We start from the raw sequence: 21,964 nt of genomic DNA on the forward strand, positions 1-21,964 counted from the left end.
CGCACTAACCGGCCGCGCGGGCCGCATCGAATCCGGCGCGGACCGCATCTTCCGCCTGCTTTGCCAGGGCCTTGCGATTCGCGGCACCGGCGACGGGGATCGGGTCGTGGTAGATCACCTCCACCTGCCCCCGTCCGGGCGTGGTGAGGATCTGCATCAGGCTCGGGGCGAACTCCGTCTCACCCCACCAGCCGTAATGGCGCGGGTCCGCCCCGGGCGGCGCGGTGTAATAGAGCGTGACGGGCTGCACACACAGATGCGGCCTCAAGCGCTCGGCAAAGAAGGCCTCGAACAGCGTCGTCTTGAACGGCAAGACCTGTTGCCCATCGGTGGAGGTGCCCTCGGGGAAGAACAGCAATTGATGCCCGGCAATCAGCCGGTCTTCGAACAGGCGCGTGTGCTTTGCCGCCTCGGCCCGGTTGCGGCGGATGAACACGGTACCATTGGCGCGGGCAAGCCAGCCGATCCCTCCCCAGACGCTGACCTCTGCCTTGGCCACGAAATACATGCGCTTGCCGGCGTTGAGCACGAAGATATCGAGCCAACTCACATGGTTGGCAACGTATGCGCCGGGGCTGCGCATCGGGGCGCCAATGACCTTGCGCTTCAGCCCGAGGCTCCAACACGCCAGCAGGCAGACACCTTGGGTAACATAAGGCGTTACCGGTCGGCGCAGGCCCCAGATCAACCGCTCCGGCAGGCGGAGGAGGAGGAGAAGCGGAAAGCAGATCGCCAGCGCAAGGAGGAGCGGCGTGGCGCGGCGGAACGCGCGCAGGAGCGCCATGGGCCCGAGCGCCCGCGCCGGGGCCGGCGTTTTCACGGAGAGGCTCATGGCCGCGCGCCCTTCTGGTAGATCGCCCGGTGGGTCGGCGACATCCGGGCCACGTCGATCACGAGGCAGACGTCGATACAGTTGAAGGCGCGGTCGATGTAAGCCCCCTCACCCACAAACCCGCCGAGCCGCAGGTAGGCTTTGATCAGCGCCGGCATGGCGCGGATCGCGGCGGGACGGTCCAGCGCGTCGGCTGCGATCAGCGGCATCGGCTGAAACCCGTCGGCGCGGGCTTTCGGACGGATATCGGACGGGGCAAGGTGCCGATGGTGGAGCAGCGATAGCGGCCCCGCGATCGGCGCAGGATCGGTGCCGTGGAAACTGGCCACGCCGAACATCACCTCGATCCCATGCTCGGCAATATAGGCCGCGAGCCCGTTCCACAGGTGCAGCATTGCCGTGCCGCCCCGGTAATCGGCATGGACGCAGGAGCGCCCAAGCTCCAACAGCCGACGACCGCTCCGGCGCAGGACGCCGAGGTCATATTCGTCTTCGGAATAGAACTGCCCGGCCTCCTCGGCCCCCACTGAACGCATCAGGCGGTAGACGCCGACAACCTCGTCGCCGGCGGCGCGGCGATGATCGAGCAGCAGGAGATGATCGAAGAACGGATCGAAGCGGTCCTGTTCCAGCTGCGCCTCGTGGTCCACCATCGGCCCCGAGCCTCCCAGTTCCGCGACGAAGACCTGATAGCGCAGCCGCTGCGCGGCACGCAGGTCGGCGGGCGTCTTGGCCAATCGCAGTTCCAGATGCGGCTCGTCTATCTGCATGTCTCGACACGGGTTTCCAAGGGCTGCGCGGAGAGAACCCGGATCGGGACCGCGGTGAAGAGCGGGTTTAGCAAGCTGCCCCCCATTTGCAAGTTGGACGTGCGATCAATGCAGCGGAAGCGGCTTCGAGGCTATTAAAGGTGTCTTAACCATTCTACCCTAGCGTGATCTCTTGAGATCAGGAGGAATAGTCGATGGAAAGCGCGACCTTGTGGCCGTCCAGCACCAGCTTGCCCTCGTGCTCGAAATTCACCGTGACGCGGCCTGCGATATTGGATTGCACCTGCCCGCGGCCCCACTCCGGCGCATTGGGGTTGCGCACATACATGCCGGGCTCGAGGATCGCGGTGATCTCCGCGGCGGCTGAGTTTTCCTTGTCCATGGCGTGAAAGGCCCTTGTTATGCGAGACCAAAAAAACGATCCGGTCTCTGGTTTGGCCGATCTCGTGGCCTCGCGACTGTGTCATGATCTAGTTAACCCTTTGGGCGCGATCGGCAATGGGGTTGAACTGCTGGAGATGACCGGCAAGGCCGATGGGCCGGAGGTGGAGCTGATCCGCGACGCCGTGCGCGCGGGAGAGGCGCGCATCCGCATGTTCCGCTTGGCTTTCGGCGGCGCGGACCCTTCGCAAATCACGTCGCTGCGGGAGGCCACGACGGTCGTCGACGGCTACTTCAAGCAAAGCCGCATCGCGGCGGTCTGGATGGCGGATGGTGACCGTTCACGGCAGGAAACCAAGATGGCGCTTCTGATGCTGCTCTGCGCCGAAGCGGCCCTGCCCATGGGCGGCTCGCTGCGGATCGGACCGGACCCGTCGGGAAACTGGCAGCTTGAGGCGACAGGTCCCCGGCTCAACATCGACGAGAATTTGTGGGAACTCCTGCGCTCGGGCGCGGCGCGGGAAGGACGCGTGCTCCGCCCCTCCGACGCCCAGTTCCCGGTGCTTTTACGCGCTGCGCAAGCGCTTGGCTCAACGGTGAATTACTTTGCCGAGGCCGAGTCGTTTCGCATGTCGACGTCCTGATGACAGCGCGAACAGCGGCACGAAACGGCTTGTCCGGCGGACGCGCACCCCAAGTCGCGGCAACCTAGGCCGGCCGCAGCCCGGCCCGGAAACGGCGCATGTTCTGGCGATAGTTATCAGCCGAGGCGAGCAGGCCCGCCCGCGCGGCCTCATCAAGCTCTCGCACAACCTTGCCCGGCATCCCCATCACCAGCGAGCCGTCCGGGATCTCCTTGCCTTCGGGGATCAACGCGCCGGCGCCGATCAGGCAACCGGCCCCGATCTTCGCGCCGTTCAGCACGGTCGCCCCCATCCCGATCAGGCTTCCGGCCCCGATCTCGCATCCGTGCAGCATGGCCTTGTGGCCAATCGTGCAATCCGGGCCGATGATCAGCGGCAGGCCCGGATCGGTATGGCACACCACGTTCTCCTGAACGTTCGAGCCCGCACCGACACGGATCTCTTCGTTGTCGCCGCGCAGGGTGCAACCGAACCAGACGCTCGCGCCGACCTCCAGCACGACCCTGCCGATGACATTCGCATCGGGCGCGACCCATGTATCCTCGGCGATATCGGGGCTGACCCCGTCCAATGCGTAGATCATTGACCCAACTCCTCGAATTCCGCCTGCAATTGCCGCACGTGAGCCTGCAAGCCCGGTTGCTGCTCACGCCGCAGCCGCTCCGCGGTGATGATGGTTTTCAGGCGCTCCTCGGTCATCAGCAGGTTGTCGTTGACCAGCACGTAGTCGTAGGCATCCCACCGGCTGATCTCGTCCCAACTCTTGCGCATCCGCTTGTCGATCACCTCGGCGCTGTCCTGCGCGCGGCCCTCCAGCCGTTTCTTCAACTCGGGGATCGAGGGCGGCAGGATGAAGATCGAGAGCGTGTGTTTACCAAGATCCGAGTTGCGGATCTGCTGCGCGCCCTGCCAGTCGATATCGAAGAGCACGTCGCGTCCCGCCTCGATCGCCTCGGCGACGGGCGCCATGGGCGAGCCGTAGAAATTGCCGAAGACATGGGCGTGTTCCAGCATCTGGCCGTCGGCCACCAGCGCCTTGAACTCGGCCTCGGGCATGAAGCGGTAGTCCTGCCCGTCGACCTCGCCGGGCCGCGGATCGCGGGTGGTGGCGGAGACAGAGAAGCTGAGCGTCTCGTCCCAGGACATCAGGCGCCGCGCGAGGGTGGATTTGCCTGCGCCGGAGGGTGACGAAAGGATGATCAGAAGGCCGCGTCGGTTGGTCTGTGCCATTTTCATTCCACGTTTTGAACCTGTTCGCGCATCTGATCGATGGTCAGTTTCAGGTCAAGTCCAATGGCCGTGAGGGCGGTGTCGCCGGACTTCGCGCAAAGGGTATTCGCCTCGCGATTGAACTCCTGCATCAGGAAATCCAGCTTGCGCCCGACAGGCCCGCCCTGGTCCAGCAAATCGCGCGCGGCGTCGACATGGGCGCGGAGGCGGTCGATCTCTTCCATCACGTCGCCCTTGACGGCGAGGACGGCAATCTCTTGCGCCAGCCGTGCCTCGTCCACGATCTCGGTCTCGGCCAGAAGGGCGGCGACCTGCGCGCGGAGCCTGTTGCCCTGCGCCTCGGTGCGGGCCTGCGCGGCGGACCGCGCGGCCCGGGTCAGCGCCGCGATCTGGTCGAGTTGCTCGGACATGACGCGCGCCAGCGCCGCGCCTTCGGTCCGGCGCATCGCCACGAAGGCTGCGATCAGCTCCTGCGCCTCGGCCATCAACACCTCCGTGTCGGGCATCGCCATGGCGTCGGCGCCGTCCATCACGCCGCGCATGTTCAGCACGTCGACGGCGGTGGAATGGGTCAGGCCGCCGTTGGCGCGCGCTTCCACCTCGGAGATCAACTCGAGCGCCGCGTCCAGAGCCTCGGACGAGAGCTGCCCGCCGGCCGATGCGACGCGATTGACGCGCAGGCCGAGGGTCACGTTGCCCCGTGTCAGCGCCTTTTGCAGGGCCGCGCGCAGCGGTTGCTCCAACGCCGTCAACCCATCGGGCAGACGCAGCCGCAGATCGAGCCCGCGCCCATTGACCGAGCGCAGATCCCACGACCAAGAGACCCCGTCCGCCGCCCCCTCGGCGCTGGCGAAGGCCGTCATCGACGCAAGCGCCCCCTCACCCATCGCGATGTTCCTCGGCGTTAACCATCTGTTAAATCTCCCCCTGCCCGGACAATTTTAATCAGTGTATTCGATAAAGGACCAGATGTGCAGCACGGCGATAGGACGCGCCGCCTGAACCCGACGGCAAGCGCCGGAGGGGCGTGCTGTCGGTCCCCGGATGTTCGCACCGACATCCCCGCATGGAGAGCAGATGATGAGCCACCTCAGCGACACGTCCCACGGGTTGCCTGACCTCGACGGTCGGATCACCAGCGTCCTGCGTTACTGGGATGAGCTGCGCGGCGACCGCGTCGCCCCCGGACGGGTCGAGATCAGCCCCGCCGCGCTCACCCGTCACCTGTCACGCATCAGCGTGCTGGAGCGGCCACGGGCCGGCACGGTGCGGATGCGGCTGGCGGGCGCGACGCTGTCCACGCGGGCCGGTATGGAGCTGCGCGGCATGCCGTTTCGTGCGCTGTTCGAACTGGACGACCGCAACCGCGCCATGGATGCTGCCGAAAACGCGATTGCCACGCCGGTGGTCAGCATCCTCGCCTTGGCGCGCGTTGAGCGGAAAGGCCCCGTGCCCGAGGCCCTGATGGCGATCCTGCCGCTGGCCGATACGCGCGGCGCCCTGACCCGTGGGCTCGCGATCTACTCCGAACGCGCCGCTGCCACGCCGTTCGTGACAGACCTGCGCGGACGTTTCGCGGTGACGGGCAGCTGGTCGCTCGACATTCCCGAGGTCGGTCCGATCATCGGGCCGATGGGCAACACGGCGCGGGGGCAGCTGACGGCGACCCGCGTGGTGCGATCGGGGGGCGCGCCGCAGGCCGTGGCGACGCAGCCTGAAGGCGATGCCGTCACCCGCAAACGGCCCGTCTTTCAGGTCATCGACGGTGGTCTGTCCTAGGCGCGGCCATTCTCCTAAACACCGCCATGACCATCGCCACATGAAAAACGGCGGGTTGGCCTGCGCCACCCGCCGTTCCTGTTCGTCCTATAGAGGCTTTCAGGCCGTCGCGCGCATCGCGTCACGGTTGGCCGAAAGCTCCTCCGCCACCAGGAACGCCAGCTCCAGCGACTGGGACGCGTTCAGGCGCGGGTCGCAGGCGGTGTGGTAGCGCGAGGACAGGTCCTCGTCGGACACGGCCCGCACGCCGCCGGTGCATTCGGTCACGTCCTGACCGGTCATCTCGAAATGCACGCCGCCGGGGATCGTGCCCTCGGCGCCGTGGACCGCGAAGAATTCCTGCACTTCGCGCAGCACGCTCTCGAACGGGCGGGTCTTGTAGCCGCTGTCGGACTTGATCGTGTTGCCGTGCATCGGGTCGCAGGTCCAGACGACGGGGTGGGCTTCCTCTTCCACGGCGCGGATCAGCTTGGGCATGTGATCGCCCACGTTGCCGGCCCCGAAGCGGTTGATCAGCACGATGCGCCCGGCCTCGCGGTTCGGGTTCAGCGTGTCGAGCAGTTCCTTGAGGTCCGAACGCGTCAGCGACGGGCCGCATTTCACGCCGATGGGGTTCTGCACGCCCTTGCAGAATTCCACGTGGGCGCCGTCGGGCTGACGGGTGCGGTCGCCGATCCAGATCATGTGGCCGGACCCCGCGAGCCACTTGCCGGAGGTCGAATCCAGACGGCAGAGCGCCTCTTCATATTCCAGCAGAAGCGCCTCGTGGGAGGTGTAGAAATCCACCGTCGAGAGCTCGTGGTTGTTCTCGGAGGTCAGGCCCGCCGCGGTCATGAAATCAAGCGCATCCTGAATCCGGTTCGCCAGCTCGCGGTACTTCGCGGCATCCTCGCTGTCGGTGAAGCCGAGCGTCCAGGAGTGGACGTGGTGGATGTCGGCGAAACCACCGGTCGAGAAGGCGCGCACGAGGTTCAGAGAGGCCGCCGCCTGGGTGTAGGCCTGCAGCATCTTAGCGGGGTTCGGGATGCGCGCGGCCTCCGAGAACTCCAGCTCGTTGATGATGTCACCCCGGTAGGAGGGCAGCTCCACGCCGTTCTGCACTTCGGTCGGGGCCGAGCGGGGCTTGGCGAACTGGCCCGCCATGCGGCCGATCTTCACCACCGGCACTTTCGCGCCATAGGTCAGAACCATCGCCATCTGCAGCATGACCTTGAAGGTGTCGCGGATGCTGTCGGCGGAGAATTCCGCGAAGCTCTCGGCGCAATCGCCGCCTTGCAGCAGGAAGCCTTCGCCGCGCGACACGGCGGCCAGCTCGTCCCGCAACCGGCGCGCTTCGCCGGCAAAGACGAGGGGCGGATACTGGCGCAGCTGTGCTTCGACGGCGCCAAGCGCCTCGGCATCCAGATAGTCAGGCATTTGAATGCGCGGCTTGGCGCGCCAGTCAGATTTGGTCCAGCTGCTTGCTGCGGTCATAACGTTCTCCAATGTCGCAGGGATCGCCGACCTCTCTACACAAGGCGCGGGTGGCTTCCAATCCCGGATTTCATCATTCCTCCCCCTTGAAATTTACATCGCGGGATTGCGTGCGCTCTGCTTTAGTGGTTTCGGTTACGCCACCCGCGGCACAGCCTCGGGCGGAAGATGGCAGCCGAGGGAGATGCGGCATGACAGACAAAGGTGCCCGGTTGCGCCCGAGCGAAGGCCCCAAGCGGTTTATCTTCGTTTTGTTGGACCAGTTTACCATGTTGTGCTTCGCCTCTGCGGTAGAAGCGCTGCGCATCGCAAACCGCATGTCTGGTCAGGAACTCTATCAATGGACGCTGGCCGGTGAAGGCGGCGAATATGCGCAATGCTCTGCCGGGACATGGTTCCGGCTCGACACCGGGCTTGAAGAAGTGAACCGCGATGACGTGATCCTGCTTTGCGGCGGCATCGACGTCGCAGGCTCCACGACCAAGCGTCTGCTGAGCTGGATTCGCCGCGAGGCGCGCAAGGGCTCCGTCATCGCGGGTCTGTGCACGGCGGGCTATACGCTGGCCAAGGCCGGGCTTCTGGACGGCAAACGCGCCACGATCCATTGGGAAAATCAGGACAGCTTCGCCGAGGAATTCGAAGAGGTGACGCTCACGAAATCGGTCTTCGTCGTGGATGGCAACCGGATCACCACGGCGGGCGGCACCGCCTCGATCGACCTGATGCTGAAGCTGATCGCCGAGGATCACGGCGAGGATCTCGCCAACCTCGTGGCTGATCAGTTGATCTACACTTCGATCCGCACCGATCAGGACACGCAGCGGCTCTCGATCCCCACGCGGATCGGCGTGCGGCACCCGAAATTGGGCCAGGTGATCCGCATGATGGAGCAGAACATCGAGGAGCCGATCAGCCCGGCGCAGCTTGCGATGGACGTGGGCATGTCGACGCGCCAGTTGGAGCGGCTGTTCCGCCGCTACCTCAACCGCTCGCCCAAGCGCTATTACATGGAACTGCGCCTCGGCAAGGCACGCAACCTGCTGATGCAGACCGACATGAGCGTGATCAACGTGGCGCTGGCCTGCGGCTTTGCCTCACCGTCCCACTTCTCGAAATGCTACCGCGCCCATTACGACACGACGCCCTACCGCGAACGGGGCAGCCACGCGTCCCGTGTGAAGGCATAACGCGCGCGACCTAGCTCTCCGTGAACCGCGCCGCCCTGCCGCCGCGCCGCACATTGGCGGGTTTGGCGGCCAGCCCCTCTTGCAGCACCTGCTTCATGGGATGCGCGTCCGGCACGTCTTCGTGACGGGACAGCAGCGTCTGGATCAGCGGGGCGTGGTCATCGGCCTTCACGCTCAGCGCCCAATCCACGAAGATCGAGCGACACTCGGGCGCCGAGATCCCGTCGATGCGGAATGCCTCCCGGATCAGACCCTTGGGGTCGATGGGGTCCTTGTCTCGTGCCATGATATTCACTCGCTTGCTGTCAGTATTTCCGAAACTATATCGGCCGCCGCCGCGCGAGATTGGTCCAACTGCGTCACCAGAGCCTCCGTGGACGGCACCTGAGCCATGCGGCGCAACAGGGTGCGTCCGCCCTCGCCCACGTTATCCACATCGATCGGCGCATCGGTCAGCAGGCGCGATCCTTGCGAGACCTGCCGGAAAAGCTGGTAGGATGCGGTCAACTGCCGGGCCTGCTCCGGGGTGATCAGCCCCGCCTCCTGCGCCGCCTCGAGCTGCGCGAGCGTCCCCTCCACCGGAGCGCCGGCCTTCAGGGCAAGCGCCTGCGCGACCAGCGCGATATCCTGCATCCCGCCCGCACCATCGCGCACGGCCCATGTGCTGCCGGCCCGTCCAGCGTCGCGCAGCCGGGCGCGCATCTCGGTCGCCTCGGGCAGGACCGCCGGGTCATCCTTGCGGCCCTCGATGATGCTGCGGCGAATGCCATCGACATCCCGCGCGAGGCTCAGATCGCCCGCCACGACGCGGGCGCGGGTCAGCGCCATGTGCTCCCAAACCCAAGCCTCCTCGCGCTGGTAGCGCTCGAAAGACGTGAGGGCCGTGGCGACCGGCCCCTGCCCGCCCGACGGCCGCAGCCGCATGTCCACGTCGTAGAGCTTCCCCTCGCCCGTGCGCGCGCTGAGGGCGGTGATCATCGCCTTGGTTGCCTTGGCGAACCAGCCGCGCGGGTCCAGCGGGCGGCGGCCTTCGGTCATCTCGACCCCTTGGGCGTCGAAGATCACGATCAGGTCGAGGTCCGACGTCGCCGTCATCTCGCGCACCCCGAGCGAGCCCATGGCAAGCACCACGCCGCCGCGCCCCGGCGCATCCCCGTGACGGCGCGCGACATCGGCGCAGACGCAGGGCCAGAGGCCCGAGACGACAGCCTCGGCCACGTCGGAATACTGCTGCGCCGCGTCATCCGCGTCGATCAGGCCGCGCAGCATGTGCACGCCCACGCGGAAGAGCCACTCCTTCTGCCACCGTCGCGTGGTGTCGAGTTGCGCCTCGTAATCAAGCGGTTCGAGCGCCTCGGCCAGTTCCTCGCGCAACCCCGCAGCGCCCGGCCACGGGCTGAAGAAATCACCCACCAGAACCGCATCGAGCACCCGGCTGTGGCGTGAGAGATAGGCGGCAGGCCCCGGCGCGGTGGAGCAGACATCGACCAGCAGATCGACAAGGCTCGGGTTGGCATCGAAGAGCGAGAAGATCTGCACGCCCGCGGGAAGGCCGCGCAGGAACCCGTCGAAGTTCGAGAGCGCCTCGTCCGGCCGGGTGGACCTGCTGAACCGGTTCAGCAGATCGGGCTTGAGCCGCTCGAAAATGGCCTGCCCCCGCGCCGATTTCAGGGCCGGATAGCCCGGCCAACGGGCCACGATAGCCTGAGCCTCCTCCGACAACGTCGGTGCAACGCTGGTGCCGGATTTCGATGCGTAGAGGTCCGAAGTCAGCTCCGCCACGGCGGCGAGCCTGTCTTCCAGAGCGGCGCGGTAGCGGGCCGTATCGCCCTCCCCACTGAGCCGCGCGAGGCGGTCGAAACCCTCAGGTGTTTTCGGCAGGGAATGGGTCTGGGCGTCATCGATCATCTGTAGGCGATGCTCGGCCTCGCGCAGGGCGGCGTAGTGATCGGCCAGCGCGCTGGCATCGTCGCGGGTGATCCATTCCGCACGCGCCAGAGCGGCCAGCGCCTTGACCGTGCGCGGTTGGCGCAGGCTCGGGTCCCGCCCCCCGGCGACAAGCTGGCGGGTCTGGGCGAAGAACTCGATCTCGCGGATACCGCCGTAGCCAAGCTTGAGGTTGCGCCCCTCCAGCGCCATGCCGTGCAGCCCCTTGTGGTCACGGATGCGCTGCCGCATGTCCATGGTTTCAGCCACGGCCGCGAAATCCAGATGCTTGCGCCAGACGAAAGGCGTTAACGCCGTTAAGAACTTCTCCCCCGCCGCGATGTGGCCTGCCGCGGGACGCGCCTTGATATATGCGGAACGCTCCCACGTGCGCCCCTCGCCCTCGTAGTAACGCTCGGCCGCCGCCATCGAGATGCAGACCGGCGTGACCGACGCATCCGGGCGCAGGCGCAGGTCGGTGCGAAAGACGTAGCCTTCCTCGGTCGGATCGTTGAGCGTGGCCGCCATCGCGCGGGTCGCCCGGATGAAGCCCGCGCGGGCCTCCATCTCCTCGGCGGGGCCATCGAACCGGGTCTCGTCAAAGAGACAGATCAGGTCGATGTCGGAGGAATAATTCAACTCGCCCGCGCCCATCTTGCCCATCGCCAGCGCCACCATGCCGGCCCCGTCGCGGAAGGCGTCCTCTTCGCGCTGGCCGGGGATCTTGCCGCGCCGCGCCTGCGCGGCCACGTGGACACAAAGCGCCGCCGCAACGCAGGCGTCGGCGAAATCCGTCCACGCCTGCGTCAAGGTCGCCAGCCCCCAGACGCCGCCCAAATCCGCCAGACCCACGATCAGCGCCGCGCGGCGTTTCAACTGCCGCAGGCCCGCGTCGATGGTTTTGAGATCAAATGTCCGCGTGTCCTCGATCAGCCCCTGGATGACCTCCTCGGGCTCAGCCTCCAACGCGTGGGACAGCCAGTGCCCCTCCTTGCGGATCAATTCGGCGAGGTAGGGCGAAGACCCGGCGGCGCCCCGGATCAATTCCGCCAGTTCCGGTGCGAGATCATGGGTGTGGGTCAGCGCCTCGTCACCGCGATCCGGAGCATGGGCCAAGGGCGAACGGGTCAGGCGGGCAGCGAAGGGCATCGGCGGTCTTTCGGTTCGGTCCGAATGGAATTAGCTAGGGTGCCGATGGAATGGCAGGGGATCGGGACAGTGTCAAAGTCGTTGAGGCGCGTGCGGCGCGCGTTGGAGGAAGCGGGCGTCGCGGTGGAGGTGCTCGAGATGTCGGACGGCACCCGCACGGCGGCAGATGCGGCGCAGGCCGCGGGCTGTCATCTGGACCAGATCGCCAAGTCGATCATCTTCCGCGACGAAGACAGTGGCGAGGCCGTGCTGTTCGTGACCGCAGGCGGAAACCGCGTCGATGACAGACAGGCAAGCGCCGTGGCGGGCGCGCCGCTTGGCAAGGCTGATGCCGGTCTGATCCGATCGCAAACGGGCTTTGCCATCGGCGGTGTCTCTCCCGTCGGGCATCTGTCGCCGATCAAGGCGTGGTACGACCCGCGCCTGCTCGATTTCGATGTCGTCTATGCGGCAGCGGGCACGCCACGCCATATCTTCGCAATCGATCCGAAAGTACTGGTCCGCCTTGCCGGGGCCGCGCCCGCCGACTTCACCGGTTAACGCCGTTAAGACTTGCCCAGTGCCGCCAGAACCGAGCGCGCGGCGCGGGTGCCGGGGGGCTCTTGCCCCTGCCCCAGACGCTCCATGGTCAGCGCCATGGCCGCCTGCTGATCGTGGTCTCCGGCCATGACCGCGCGCACCCCCTCGCGGATCGCGTCGGGGCGGCAGTTCTCGGCGAGATATTCAGGCACCGCGCGGGTCTCGGAGACGAGGTTCACCAGCGTTACCGTGTCGATGCGGATCGCGCGTTTCATGATCGCACGGGTAAGCCAGTTCATGTCGTAGGCGATGACCATCGGCGTGCCGTTGGCTGCCAGCTCCAACGACACGGTCCCGGAGGCCGCAAGCGCCACATCGGCGGCCGCGAAGGCCGCGCGTTTCTGATCGGCGTCGGCGGCATCCACGATGATCGGGCGCTGCGGCCAGTCCGCCGTGAGGGAGAGGACGGCCTCCCGCGTATGGGGCAGCGTGGGCAGGACCAGACGCGCGTCGATCCCGCTGAGCGCTTCGCCGAAGATCGGTGCCAGCCGCGCGACCTCGGAGCTGCGGGACCCCGGCAGCACCAACACGATTGGCTCGGCCCCGAGCCCATAGGCCGCGCGAAACGCCGCGACGTCCGAGGCGCTGGCGCGCGGTTCTGCCACCACCGGATGCCCGACGAAATCACAGCTCATGCCCGCGGCTTCCATGTAGGGCGGCTCGAACGGGAGCAGCGCCAGCACGTGATCGATCACGCGGGCCATCTTCTCTGCCCGTTTCGGCCGCCACGCCCAGACCGAAGGCGCCACGTAGTGAATGGTTTTCAACCGAGGATTGGCCGCCCGCGCGCGTTTCGCCACCCGCAGCCCGAAATCCGGGCTGTCGATGGTGATCAGCGCCTCGGCGTCGCTGTCCGCCACCGCTTGGGCCGTCTCGACGATGCGGCGTTTGAGGGCCCTGTATTTGGGCAAGACCTCCGCCAAGCCCATGACGGCCAGTTCCTCGTAGGGAAAGAGAGAGCGCATCCCCTGCGCCGCCATTATCGGGCCGCCGACACCGGCGGGTTCAACCGCGACGCCAAGATCGTCGAAGCCCGCCAACAGCGCGCCGCCGAGGCGGTCGCCCGAAGGCTCTCCGGCCACGAGAAAGAGTTTCAAGGCCCCGCCCAGAGGCTAAGGCCGGTCTCGGCGCAGGCCGTGAGGATCGCCTCGCGGTCCAGCAGCAGGACACTGTCGGCGGCGATCTCGATCCCCGAAAGGCCCGCGGCGGCGGCGTTGCGGATCGTCTCGGGGCCGATGGCGGGCATGTCGACGCGCAGGTCCTGCCCGGCCTTGGGCCGCTTGACGAAGACACCGCCGGAGTTGGGCTTGGTCTGCCCGACAAAGGCCAGCATCGCGTCCGTGCCCTGCAACGTCTCGATCCCGATCACCTGACCTTTGGCAGCAACAGCCCCCTGGCCCACGTCAAGCGAGCCGAGCGCATCCAGCACGGCGCGCGCGCGGGCCGCGTCCTGTTCCGCCAATGGCTTGCCCGCGATCTGCCCCGCGGGCGCGACGAGGTCGGGGCGCAACTCGTGGGCGGCCACGACGCTGAAGCCCGCGCCTTCGATCACGCTGATCACCGCCCGCAACAAGGCATCGTCGCCTTGGCCCATCGCCTGCATCAGCAAAGGCATCTTCGAGGCCGTCAACGGATCGAATGCGACAGGATCAAGCGGCGGTCGGGACATGGCGCCAGCGAGGCAGACCTCCGTCACGCCGCGTTTGCGCAACTCCTCGAAGAGCAGGCCCAACTGCTCGAACCGCGCCTCGATGGTCGGCTCGACGTCGACGCTGACGCCCTTGAAGCGCACCACTTCGGCGGGTCCGGCCTCCAGCAAGAGCCCCGGCAAAGCGCCCATGCCTGCAAGGATCGCGCGCATCGGCGTCACTCCGGCGTCAGGAACGAGCGGTCGCTGTCGCCCAGAACGAAATCCACGATCTCGCGCACGTAGGCGCTGTCGATGTCCTCACTCTCGCCAAGGCGGCGCGCGCGTTCCTGAAAGCTCGCGCCCTCGCCCTGCTTCAGCGCCTGAAGCGCGGCGCGCAGCGCGGTGATGTCGGCCTTTGCCACGCCCGAGCGCTTCAGCCCCACGAGGTTCAAGCCGTCGAGCTTGCCCCGCGGCCCTTGGACGAGGCCGTAGGGAATGACGTCATTGGTGACCATGGTGACCGCGCCGATGATCGCGCCGTGACCGACGCGGACGAATTGGTGCACACCCGACAGGCCGCCGATGATCACGTCATTGCCGACCACGCAATGGCCCGCCAGCGCCGAGGAATTGACCATGATGACCCGGTCGCCCACGACACAATCATGGGCCACATGGGCATTGGCGAGAAACAGGCCGTCATCGCCCACGCGGGTCACGCCGCCACCGCCCTCGGTGCCGGTGTTCATCGTCACGCCCTCGCGGATGCGGTTGCGCGCGCCGACGATCAGCCGCGTGCGTTCGCCACCGAACTTCTTGTCCTGAGGGATCTCGCCGATATTGCAGAAGGGGAAGATCTCGCAGTCGTCCCCGATCTCCGTCCAGCCGGTGACGATGGCGTGGGATTTCAGCACCACCCCCCGGCCGAGCGTCGCCTCGGAGCCGACCACGCAGAACGGGCCGATCCGGCAGCCCGCGCCGATGGTCGCGCCCTCCTCGATGACCGCACTGGGGTGGATCTGGGCGGTGGCGTCGATGGCCATTCAGCTGGCCTCCGCAGGGATATCCATCATGGCGGTGAAGCTGCACTCGCAGGCCAATTCGCCTTCAACCGTGGCGCTGCCCGCGAATTTCCAGACCTTGGCGCCGGCCTTGCCGCGCGTTGCCTCGACAGAAAGCTCCAGCACGTCGCCCGGCACCACCTTGCGGCGGAATTTGCAGCTGTCGATGCCCATGAAATAGACAAGGAAGTTCTTGTCGGCGAGATCGGCCGAGACCCCCACCATCACGGCGGCGGTCTGGGCCATCGCCTCGACGATGGTGACGCCCGGCATGATCGGCACACCGGGGAAGTGCCCCTGAAAATGTGGCTCGTTCACGGTGACGTTCTTGATGCCGACGGCGGACTTGAACGGCACGATGTCGCGCACCCGGTCGACCAGCAGGAACGGGTAGCGGTGCGGCAGGATGCGCTGGATCAGGTCGATGTCGGCGGTGGTTTGAACGTCTGCCGTCATGGCTGGTCTCCGAATTTGTTTGTGGACCGTGGCCTAGCAACTCCGCCAAGCCTCGGCAAGAAGGGGCTATTGTTCGAGCGGCGCCACGCCGGGCACGGCGATCAGAGGCTCCTCGCCCCCGTCGCCCAGAGCCTCGTTGATCGCCGCGATGGCGGCATCGGTGATATCGACGGAGCCTGCCGACAAGAGAACCGTGCGGCTGTCGAGCAGGACCGCGGCACCGCGGGCCTCGATGATCTCCAGCAGCACCGGGAAAGTCTCCTCGAAAAAGCGCTGCTGCGCGGCCTCAGATTGCGCCTGCAAGTCCCGCCCCTTGGCATCCTGCGCAGCGCGGATGGCCACGACGCGGGCGTCGAATTCACTGGCGAGGGCGCGGAAATCCGCGGGCGTCATGGAGGGCCGACGCTCGGTCAGGTCCAGCTCCTCCTCGGTCAATTGCGCCTCGATCCGGCGGTTTTCGGCCGCGAGCGCTTGCGAGGCGGCTTCCAGCTCGGTCTGGATGCGTTGCCCGAACTCGGTCTGGGTCAGCAACCGGTCCTGGTTGAGCACGAGAATGGCGGTCTCGGGTGACGCCACGGGCTGAGCCCGCCCGTCGCCCGTCTGGACGACAAGCGCCGCCACCCCGAGGGCAGCGGCGCGTAGAAGTGTCGAAAGGCTACCCATCGGGCTTAGAAACGCGCCTCAACCGTGAAGTCGAAGTTCCGCGTCCGGTCGTAGTCCTGATACTCCAGCGGATGCGAGAAGTTGAACCGCAGCGGGCCGAGGGCCGTATCCCAGAAGACCGAGAGGCCAACCGTGGAGCGCAGGTAGAAGTCGTCGTCGACGGTGCCCGAGGAGCCCATGGTATCATCAAGACCCCAGACAGAGCCCACGTCGAAGAAGGCGCCACCGGAGATGCCATATTCCTCGGGAAGACCCAGTGGGAACGCGGTTTCAAACCGGGCCACGGCGAAGTAGTTGCCACCAAGCGCGTTGTCGTTCGCAGCACCCGTGTCACGGGGGCCGGTGCCGCCGCTCTCGAAGCCGCGCAGCTGGCGCGAGTTGAGCGAGAAGCGGTTGGAGGCGCGTGTACCGTCGTCCAAGGCGGTGATCGCCCCGCCCTCGAAGGTGGCGCGGAGGGTCACTTCCTCGCGCATGATGCGGGTCTCTGCCTGTGCGCGCACGCGGGCACGGAGGAACTCGGTGTCGCCGCCGAGGCCCGCATATTCACCGGTGAACGCGAGGAAGACGCCCGCGTTGGGGTTCAAGCCGGTGTCACGGTTGTCGAAGCTGTAGGTGAAGCCAACCCGCGAGGTGTCGGCAGACTCGGCCTCATTGCGCAGGATCAGCGAGTCGTCGGTGTCATAGCCCGTGATCTCGTCGTGATCGTAGTTGTAGAACAGGCGCAGGCGGCTGTTTTCGCTCACCGGGAAGCCAAGGCTGGTGCCGACCCCGTAGGTGGTGGATTCCGCGTCGGAATCGTCGTCGTTCGACATCGCGTAGTAAGCGCTGACGCCAAGCGCCAGGTCACGCCGCAGGAAGGCCGGCTCGGTGAAGGAGAAGTTCAGCGACTGCGAGCCGGAGGTGGTGTTGAAGCCAACCGCAAGGGCCTGCCCGCGTCCAAGGAAGTTCTCTTCCGCGAAGTTCACGGCAAGGCCAGCGCCACCGTCGGTGGAGTAGCTGGCCGAGAAGCCGAGCGAGCCGGTGGGCTGCTCTTCCACGTCGACGTCCACGATCACCTGCTCGGGCGTCGTGCCCTGGCGACCTTCAACCTGCACATCGGCGAAGAAGCCGGTGGCACGGATGCGCTCGGCAGCGGCGCGGATCTGGCGGGCGTCCATCGGGTCGCCTTCCACCACGTCGAACTGGCGGCGGATGACGCGGTCGAGCGTCGTCTGGTTGCCCTCGATGTCGATGCGCTCCACGAAGACACGCTCGCCGCGCGAAATCACGAATTCCACGTTGACGACGAGGTTGGCATCGTCGCGCACGAGGCGCGGCTCGACGCGAACGAACCGCAAGCCCTGATCCGAGGCGAGGTTCTCCATCCGGGTGATGACATTGTCGATCACACGCGGGCTGTAGCGCACCCCTTGGCGGATGTTGATGATGTTCTGGAAATCGGCCGCATTGGCGCCGGGCAGCTCGGAGACGACCGAGAGGTTGCCGATCCGGTAGCTCTGACCCTCGCGGATGTTGAAGGTCACGAAATAGGCGCCCCGGTCCCGGCTGAGTTCGGGCGTGACGGACTGGATCGCGAAGTCGATGTAGCCGCGATCCTGATAGAAGTCGGTCAGCAGCTGACGGTCGAGCGCGATGCGGTCCTCGATGAAGGTGTCCGAGCGGATCAGCGCGTGGAACAGGCCGGCCTGCGTCGACTCCAGCACCTGCCGCAGGCGGCGGTCGGAATAGTCGCGGTTGCCTACGAAAGCGATGCGCTGCGTTTCGACGACGGAGCCTTCGGAGACCACGAAAACGAGGTCGACGCGGTTTTCGTCGCGGCGGATGATCTGCGGCGTGGCGGTCGCGGTCAGGCGGCCGGTGACGCGGTAGGCCTCGGCAATCGCGGCGGCGTCCCGCTCGGCGGTGATCGGAGAGAAGACGCGGCGGGGGGTGGATTCCAGCAGCACGAGCAGCTCGTCGTCGTCCAGACGGCGGTTCCCCTCGATGGCGATGCGGTTGATCGTGGGATATTCCACGACCGTGATGACCAGCGTGTTGCCGCGCGGCGCGACCTCGACAGTCTCGAAGAGACCGGAGTTCTGCAGCCGCTGCAGCGCGTCGTTGACCTGCCCCGCCGTGACGGTCGAGCCCGGCTCGATCCCCGCAACCTGCAACACCGAGGCATCGTTGGTGCGGAAGTTCCCCTGCACGTCAAAGCTGTTGAAACGGAACGATTGCGCGTCAGCCGGAACGGCGACAGCAACAAGTGACAGCACGACGAATACCGGGGCCAGCAGCCGCCCCATACGAGACGTGAAGTGCGCAAATGCACGAAGGACCATGGAATCCCACCCTTTGGTCAAAATAGCAGACAAGACGTGGGTATCCTGCGCTTAGCGGGTAGTCAAACCCCTGTGGGCATATGGGTTGTGTCTTTTCAAAGGTTTGTCACAACCTGTGGCGAGTCCGACACGCGAAACGCCAACGAAAATAGGCGGTCGGCACGAATGCGCCGCCGCCTTGAAATCGGTAACCGATTGAGGGGAAAGCCTTAGAACGGCCCCGAGATGCCCAGGATCCAGCCCGCGAGCGTCAGCGCGGCCACGATCAGCAGCGGCGCGAGGAAACGGTCCGTGTTGAGCATGAAAAGATGTGTCATGCCGCGGGTGCTGTCGGTCAGGTAACGCATGTCATCTGGTCCCAAAAAATTGCGATAGGTCAGATATCGGCTCGAAATGTGGCGATACCTTGGCCGACAGGCGGAGTTTTAATGATTAACGGCCCGTGGCGCCCTTGCCGCGCGCCCCCTGCCCCGTGCCGTCATCGCTCCGGGGGCAGAGCCGCCAAGGCGTCAGGGGCAGAAGATGTCGTTGGTCAGCGCAAAGACCATCAAGGACAAGAGCAGGGTCAGGCCCACGGCCATGAAGACCTTCAGAACCTTGTCCGAAGGCGGCTTGCCCGCCACCGCCTCGTAGGCGTGGAACACGAGGTGGCCGCCGTCGAGCACCGGGATCGGGAACAGGTTCAACAGGCCCACCGCCGTCGACAGCACCGCGATGAACCAGATGAAGTTGTCCAGACCCTGCGACGCGGCCGCGCCCGAGGTCTCGGCAATGCCGAGGGGACCTTGCAGGTTACAGGTGGAAATCGCGCCGGTGATGATGTGTTTCAGACCGGAGAGCGACGAATTGATGATGAACCATGTCTGGTTCGCCCCGTAGGTCAGCGCGTCCCAAGGCCCGACCGAGACCGTTTCAGGCTCGAAGATCAGCCCGCCGGTGATGCCGATCAGCCAGCGGGTCTCGAACGCGCCTTCCGCCGTCGGCAGATCGGTGGAGCGCGGCGCGAGGGTGAGATCCAGCGTATCGCCGTCACGCCAGACCGTCAGGTCGAGGTCCGCCCCTTCCGAGGCATCGACCGCGGCGCGCAGTTGCGAGAACCCGTAGATCGGAGTGCCGTCCACGGACATGATCACGTCGCCCTCTTCGATCCCGGCCGCGATGGCCGCGGACTGCGGCGCGACCGAGCCCACGATGGGCAGCAGCGGGAAGGCGGCGTCCACTTGCAGGGCATCGCCGTCGCGCAGGATGTCGTAGGTGACGCTGCGCTGCGGGTCGAGCGAACGGCTCAACTCGTAGACATCCGACAGCGAGGACACCGGCTCGCCTTCGATCGCGGTGATCTCATCCCCTTGTTCCAGAAGGCGAATTTCCTCGGGCACCGGAACCAGCCCGCCCACGATCGCCTCATCCGCCGCGCGGCCACCGATCAGGACGATGCCCGCGAAGATCGCGATGGAGAGGATGAAATTGAAGATCGGACCCGCCGCCACGGTCGCCGCCCGCGCCCAGAGCGGCGCGCCGGGCATGGAGCGGCGGCGCTCCACCGCGTCCATGTCGTCCATGGTGCCGTCATGCCCGGCCGAGGCCGCATTGGCGTCACCCAGAAACTTCACGTAGCCGCCAAAGGGCAAGGCGGCCAATTGCCAACGCGTGCCGTGCTGGTCCGTGCCGGACCATAGGACCGGGCCGAAGCCGATGGAGAAAACTTCCGCATGGATGCCCGACCAGCGGCCGACGATGTAATGGCCGTATTCGTGAATGGCCACGATGATCGAGAGGGCAGCGACGAAGGCCAGAAGGGTGAAGCCGAAGCTGCCGAAGGCGGGGATGAATTCCATCTAGGCGGTCTCTTTCCTGCGGATTAAGGCGCTTTCGCCTTGCGTTGCTCGATTATTCGTTGGGCCGTCTCTCGGGCCATATGGTCAATGTTGAGGACGTCCTCAAGGGTTTGTGGGGCATTTGAAAGGCTGGCCCGTGACGACATGGCGTCAAGGGTCTCCGCCACCACGGCAGACATATCCATGAACCCGACGCTGCCTGCAAGGAACCCGTCGAGCGCAATTTCCTTGGCCGCGTTGAACACACAACCGTGAGCGCCACCGGCGGCCATGACCTCGCGCGCGATGCGAAGGGCCGGATAGCGGCTGTCGGAGGGCGCGTGGAACTCAAGGGTTGCGATCTGCGCGAGGTCGAGGCGCGCGACAGGCAGATGCGCCCGGTCGGGGTAGTGCAGCGCATAGCCGATGGCGTGGCGCATATCCGGCGGCCCGAGGTGTGCCATCAGGGCGCCGTCGCAATAGCCCACGAGGGCGTGGATCAAGGATTGCGGATGCACCACGGTCTCGATCTTCTCGGGCGCGATGCCGAAAAACTCTTTGGTTTCAATCAGCTCCATGGCCTTGTTGAACATCGAGGCGCTGTCGATGGTGATCCGATGCCCCATGTCCCAATTGGGATGCGCCCCCGCATCCTCGGGCGTGGCACTGGCCAGGGCGCTCTCGGGCCAGTCGCGGAGCCCCCCGCCCGAGGCGGTGATGATGATCCGCTCGACCGCCGCTATATCCTCGCCCACGAGGGCTTGGAAAACCGCTGAATGCTCGGAGTCCACCGGCAGGATCGTGGCGCCGTGGCGCTTTGCCTCCGCCAGAAGAAGCGGCCCGGCGGTCACGAGGCTTTCCTTGTTGGCAAGCGCCAGTGTCGTCCCGTGCCGCAGCGCGCGGAAACCGGGTGCGAGGCCGGCGGCCCCCACGATGGCCGACATGATCCAGTCCGCCGGGCGGTCCGCAGCCTCCAGCAACGCCGCGCTTCCGGCCGCCGCCTCGATCCCCGAGCCCTCCAGCGCCGCGCGCAAATCCGGCAGCAAGGCCTCCTCCGCGGTCACGGCGATTTGGGCGTTCACCTTGCGGGCGTCGGCTGCAAGTTGCGCGACATTGCGCGCGCCGGTCAGGGCCACGACGTCGTAGGCCTCCGGGTTTCGGGCGATCAGGTCGAGGGTATTCTGGCCGATGGAGCCGGTGGCCCCGAAAACGCTCACTCGCTTCACGAGATCACCGCGTAACCCGCGAAAACAAAGGCCAATCCGGCGATGGTGAACGCGCCGAGCATGCCGTCAAACCGGTCCAGCGCCCCTCCGTGCCCCGGCAACAGGTTGGAGCTGTCCTTGACCCCTGCCCGCCGCTTGAGCGCGGATTCCGCGATGTCCGCCATCTGCGCCGCGAACGCCACAGCCACAAGGAAGACGACGCCGACGATCATCGTCGGCACCGGATCGGAGGCATAGAGGCTGAGCCCGACCGCGATCAGCGCCGCCATGACCCATCCGGACGCCGTGCCCGACCATGTCTTGTTGGGGCTGAGGCTTGGCCAGAACTTCGGCCCGCCGATCAACTTGCCGAAGAAATACCCCGAGACATCGGTGGAGATGACGACGGCCACCACGACCCACATGACCAGCGGAACCGACTGGTGGAGATAGAAGAACAGGAATGTCGCCAGCGGGATCATCGCGCCGAAGATCGATTCCAGCCGGCTCTTGCGCACCGGTATGGCCGTGACGATCATGGCAAAGGCCATCACCGCGACCGCCATCGGGGAAACCGCCAGCACGCCGTCATTATCGGTCACCAGGCGGTGCTCCAGGATCAATGACAGCGCCAGCAGGGAGGAGCTGAGCACCGTGCAGCCCATCGCGACGGGCTGTTTCAGGCGGATGATCAGGCGAAAGTATTCCCACATCATCACCGCGCCGAAGATCGACAGCAAAATGGCCAGCACCACGCCGCCGAGCCACAGCCCAAGGCCTGCCACCGTCAGCAGAACCACCGCCGAGACGATACGCGGCAGAAGATCCGCAAATTTTGGTCCACCCTTCGCCATGGTCGCG

Annotated in this window: 23 protein-coding genes; 4 read left to right on the forward strand and 19 right to left on the reverse strand. The window is 66.2% G+C overall.

The window, feature by feature from the left end; translation table 11 throughout:
- Positions 1 to 4 precede the first annotated feature (4 nt).
- The 3 genes from olsA to KYE46_RS10910 form a co-directional block, all read right to left on the reverse strand.
- Complete coding sequence (gene olsA / locus KYE46_RS10900) at positions 5 to 832, reverse strand: lyso-ornithine lipid O-acyltransferase (protein ID WP_219000650.1); 828 nt, start codon at positions 830 to 832, stop codon at positions 5 to 7.
- On the reverse strand, positions 829 to 1,602 hold the full coding sequence (gene olsB, locus KYE46_RS10905) for an L-ornithine N(alpha)-acyltransferase (RefSeq protein WP_219000651.1): 774 nt from the start codon (positions 1,600 to 1,602) through the stop codon (positions 829 to 831). Before olsB ends, olsA begins: the two co-directional genes overlap by 4 nt.
- A 178-nt stretch (positions 1,603 to 1,780) precedes the next feature.
- A complete protein-coding gene (locus KYE46_RS10910; protein ID WP_219000652.1) occupies positions 1,781 to 1,984 on the reverse strand; it encodes a DUF3553 domain-containing protein in 204 nt (67 codons plus the stop codon).
- 19 nt (positions 1,985 to 2,003) lie between these two features.
- Here KYE46_RS10910 and KYE46_RS10915 point away from each other — a divergent pair, with 19 nt between their 5' ends.
- On the forward strand, positions 2,004 to 2,627 hold the full coding sequence (locus tag KYE46_RS10915) for a histidine phosphotransferase family protein (protein WP_219000653.1): 624 nt from the start codon (positions 2,004 to 2,006) through the stop codon (positions 2,625 to 2,627).
- 64 nt (positions 2,628 to 2,691) lie between these two features.
- On the opposite strand, the gene KYE46_RS10920 is transcribed toward KYE46_RS10915, so the two are convergent.
- Genes KYE46_RS10920 through KYE46_RS10930 form a run of 3 tightly spaced genes read right to left on the reverse strand, consistent with a single transcriptional unit; the run spans position 2,692 to position 4,744 of the window.
- Complete coding sequence (locus tag KYE46_RS10920; RefSeq protein WP_219000654.1) at positions 2,692 to 3,210, reverse strand: gamma carbonic anhydrase family protein; 519 nt, start codon at positions 3,208 to 3,210, stop codon at positions 2,692 to 2,694.
- A complete protein-coding gene (gene gmk / locus KYE46_RS10925) occupies positions 3,207 to 3,857 on the reverse strand; it encodes a guanylate kinase (RefSeq protein WP_219000655.1) in 651 nt (216 codons plus the stop codon). Before gmk ends, KYE46_RS10920 begins: the two co-directional genes overlap by 4 nt.
- Before the next feature lie 2 nt (positions 3,858 to 3,859).
- On the reverse strand, positions 3,860 to 4,744 hold the full coding sequence (locus KYE46_RS10930; protein WP_219000656.1) for a YicC/YloC family endoribonuclease: 885 nt from the start codon (positions 4,742 to 4,744) through the stop codon (positions 3,860 to 3,862).
- Between the two features lie 193 nt (positions 4,745 to 4,937).
- Between KYE46_RS10930 and KYE46_RS10935 the strand changes: the two genes are divergently transcribed.
- Positions 4,938 to 5,636, forward strand: coding sequence for a PAS domain-containing protein (locus KYE46_RS10935; RefSeq protein ID WP_219000657.1), 699 nt, complete (start codon positions 4,938 to 4,940; stop codon positions 5,634 to 5,636).
- 99 nt (positions 5,637 to 5,735) lie between these two features.
- Here KYE46_RS10935 and KYE46_RS10940 read toward each other — a convergent pair whose 3' ends face one another.
- Positions 5,736 to 7,109, reverse strand: coding sequence for a class II 3-deoxy-7-phosphoheptulonate synthase (locus tag KYE46_RS10940; RefSeq protein WP_219000658.1), 1,374 nt, complete (start codon positions 7,107 to 7,109; stop codon positions 5,736 to 5,738).
- 191 nt (positions 7,110 to 7,300) lie between these two features.
- On the opposite strand from KYE46_RS10940, the gene KYE46_RS10945 reads away from it, so the two are divergent.
- Positions 7,301 to 8,296 (forward strand): GlxA family transcriptional regulator, encoded by a 996-nt coding sequence (locus KYE46_RS10945; protein WP_219000659.1) that lies wholly within the window; start codon positions 7,301 to 7,303, stop codon positions 8,294 to 8,296.
- Between the two features lie 10 nt (positions 8,297 to 8,306).
- Here the strand turns inward: KYE46_RS10945 and KYE46_RS10950 are convergent, their stop codons facing one another.
- Together KYE46_RS10950 and glnE are read right to left on the reverse strand one after the other, a co-directional pair.
- Positions 8,307 to 8,582, reverse strand: a complete 276-nt coding sequence (locus KYE46_RS10950) for a hypothetical protein (RefSeq protein ID WP_219000660.1) — start codon at positions 8,580 to 8,582, stop codon at positions 8,307 to 8,309.
- Between the two features lie 5 nt (positions 8,583 to 8,587).
- The gene (gene glnE / locus KYE46_RS10955) at positions 8,588 to 11,371 is read right to left on the reverse strand and encodes a bifunctional [glutamate--ammonia ligase]-adenylyl-L-tyrosine phosphorylase/[glutamate--ammonia-ligase] adenylyltransferase (protein ID WP_219000661.1); all 2,784 of its coding nucleotides are present in this window, start codon (positions 11,369 to 11,371) and stop codon (positions 8,588 to 8,590) included.
- 69 nt (positions 11,372 to 11,440) lie between these two features.
- On the opposite strand from glnE, the gene KYE46_RS10960 reads away from it, so the two are divergent.
- Positions 11,441 to 11,911, forward strand: coding sequence for a YbaK/EbsC family protein (locus KYE46_RS10960; protein WP_219005092.1), 471 nt, complete (start codon positions 11,441 to 11,443; stop codon positions 11,909 to 11,911).
- 5 nt (positions 11,912 to 11,916) lie between these two features.
- Here KYE46_RS10960 and lpxB read toward each other — a convergent pair whose 3' ends face one another.
- The 10 genes from lpxB to KYE46_RS11010 form a co-directional block, all read right to left on the reverse strand.
- Entirely contained in the window at positions 11,917 to 13,047 is a 1,131-nt protein-coding gene (gene lpxB / locus KYE46_RS10965) for a lipid-A-disaccharide synthase (RefSeq protein WP_219000662.1), read from the reverse strand.
- Complete coding sequence (locus KYE46_RS10970; RefSeq protein WP_219000663.1) at positions 13,044 to 13,811, reverse strand: LpxI family protein; 768 nt, start codon at positions 13,809 to 13,811, stop codon at positions 13,044 to 13,046. Before KYE46_RS10970 ends, lpxB begins: the two co-directional genes overlap by 4 nt.
- 5 nt (positions 13,812 to 13,816) lie before the next feature.
- Positions 13,817 to 14,623 (reverse strand): acyl-ACP--UDP-N-acetylglucosamine O-acyltransferase, encoded by an 807-nt coding sequence (lpxA, locus tag KYE46_RS10975; RefSeq protein WP_219000664.1) that lies wholly within the window; start codon positions 14,621 to 14,623, stop codon positions 13,817 to 13,819.
- Positions 14,624 to 15,097, reverse strand: coding sequence for a 3-hydroxyacyl-ACP dehydratase FabZ (gene fabZ / locus KYE46_RS10980; protein WP_219000665.1), 474 nt, complete (start codon positions 15,095 to 15,097; stop codon positions 14,624 to 14,626).
- Positions 15,098 to 15,163: 66 nt separating this feature from the next.
- On the reverse strand, positions 15,164 to 15,760 hold the full coding sequence (locus KYE46_RS10985) for an OmpH/Skp family outer membrane protein (protein WP_219000666.1): 597 nt from the start codon (positions 15,758 to 15,760) through the stop codon (positions 15,164 to 15,166).
- 5 nt (positions 15,761 to 15,765) lie between these two features.
- Complete coding sequence (bamA, locus tag KYE46_RS10990) at positions 15,766 to 18,081, reverse strand: outer membrane protein assembly factor BamA (protein ID WP_219000667.1); 2,316 nt, start codon at positions 18,079 to 18,081, stop codon at positions 15,766 to 15,768.
- A gap of 209 nt (positions 18,082 to 18,290) precedes the next feature.
- Positions 18,291 to 18,428 carry a hypothetical protein gene (locus KYE46_RS10995; protein ID WP_219000668.1) on the reverse strand — a complete coding sequence of 46 codons (138 nt, stop codon included), beginning with the start codon at positions 18,426 to 18,428 and terminating at the stop codon, positions 18,291 to 18,293.
- Between the two features lie 162 nt (positions 18,429 to 18,590).
- Positions 18,591 to 19,919 (reverse strand): RIP metalloprotease RseP, encoded by a 1,329-nt coding sequence (gene rseP, locus KYE46_RS11000; RefSeq protein WP_219000669.1) that lies wholly within the window; start codon positions 19,917 to 19,919, stop codon positions 18,591 to 18,593.
- Positions 19,920 to 19,942: 23 nt separating this feature from the next.
- Positions 19,943 to 21,124, reverse strand: a complete 1,182-nt coding sequence (dxr, locus tag KYE46_RS11005) for a 1-deoxy-D-xylulose-5-phosphate reductoisomerase (protein ID WP_219000670.1) — start codon at positions 21,122 to 21,124, stop codon at positions 19,943 to 19,945.
- Entirely contained in the window at positions 21,121 to 21,957 is an 837-nt protein-coding gene (locus tag KYE46_RS11010; protein WP_219000671.1) for a phosphatidate cytidylyltransferase, read from the reverse strand. The genes dxr and KYE46_RS11010 overlap by 4 nt, the downstream gene beginning before the upstream one ends.
- Between the last annotated feature and the right edge of the window lie 7 nt (positions 21,958 to 21,964).

Origin of the sequence: Gymnodinialimonas ceratoperidinii (genome assembly GCF_019297855.1) — a bacterium.
GTDB lineage: Bacteria > Pseudomonadota > Alphaproteobacteria > Rhodobacterales > Rhodobacteraceae > Gymnodinialimonas > Gymnodinialimonas ceratoperidinii.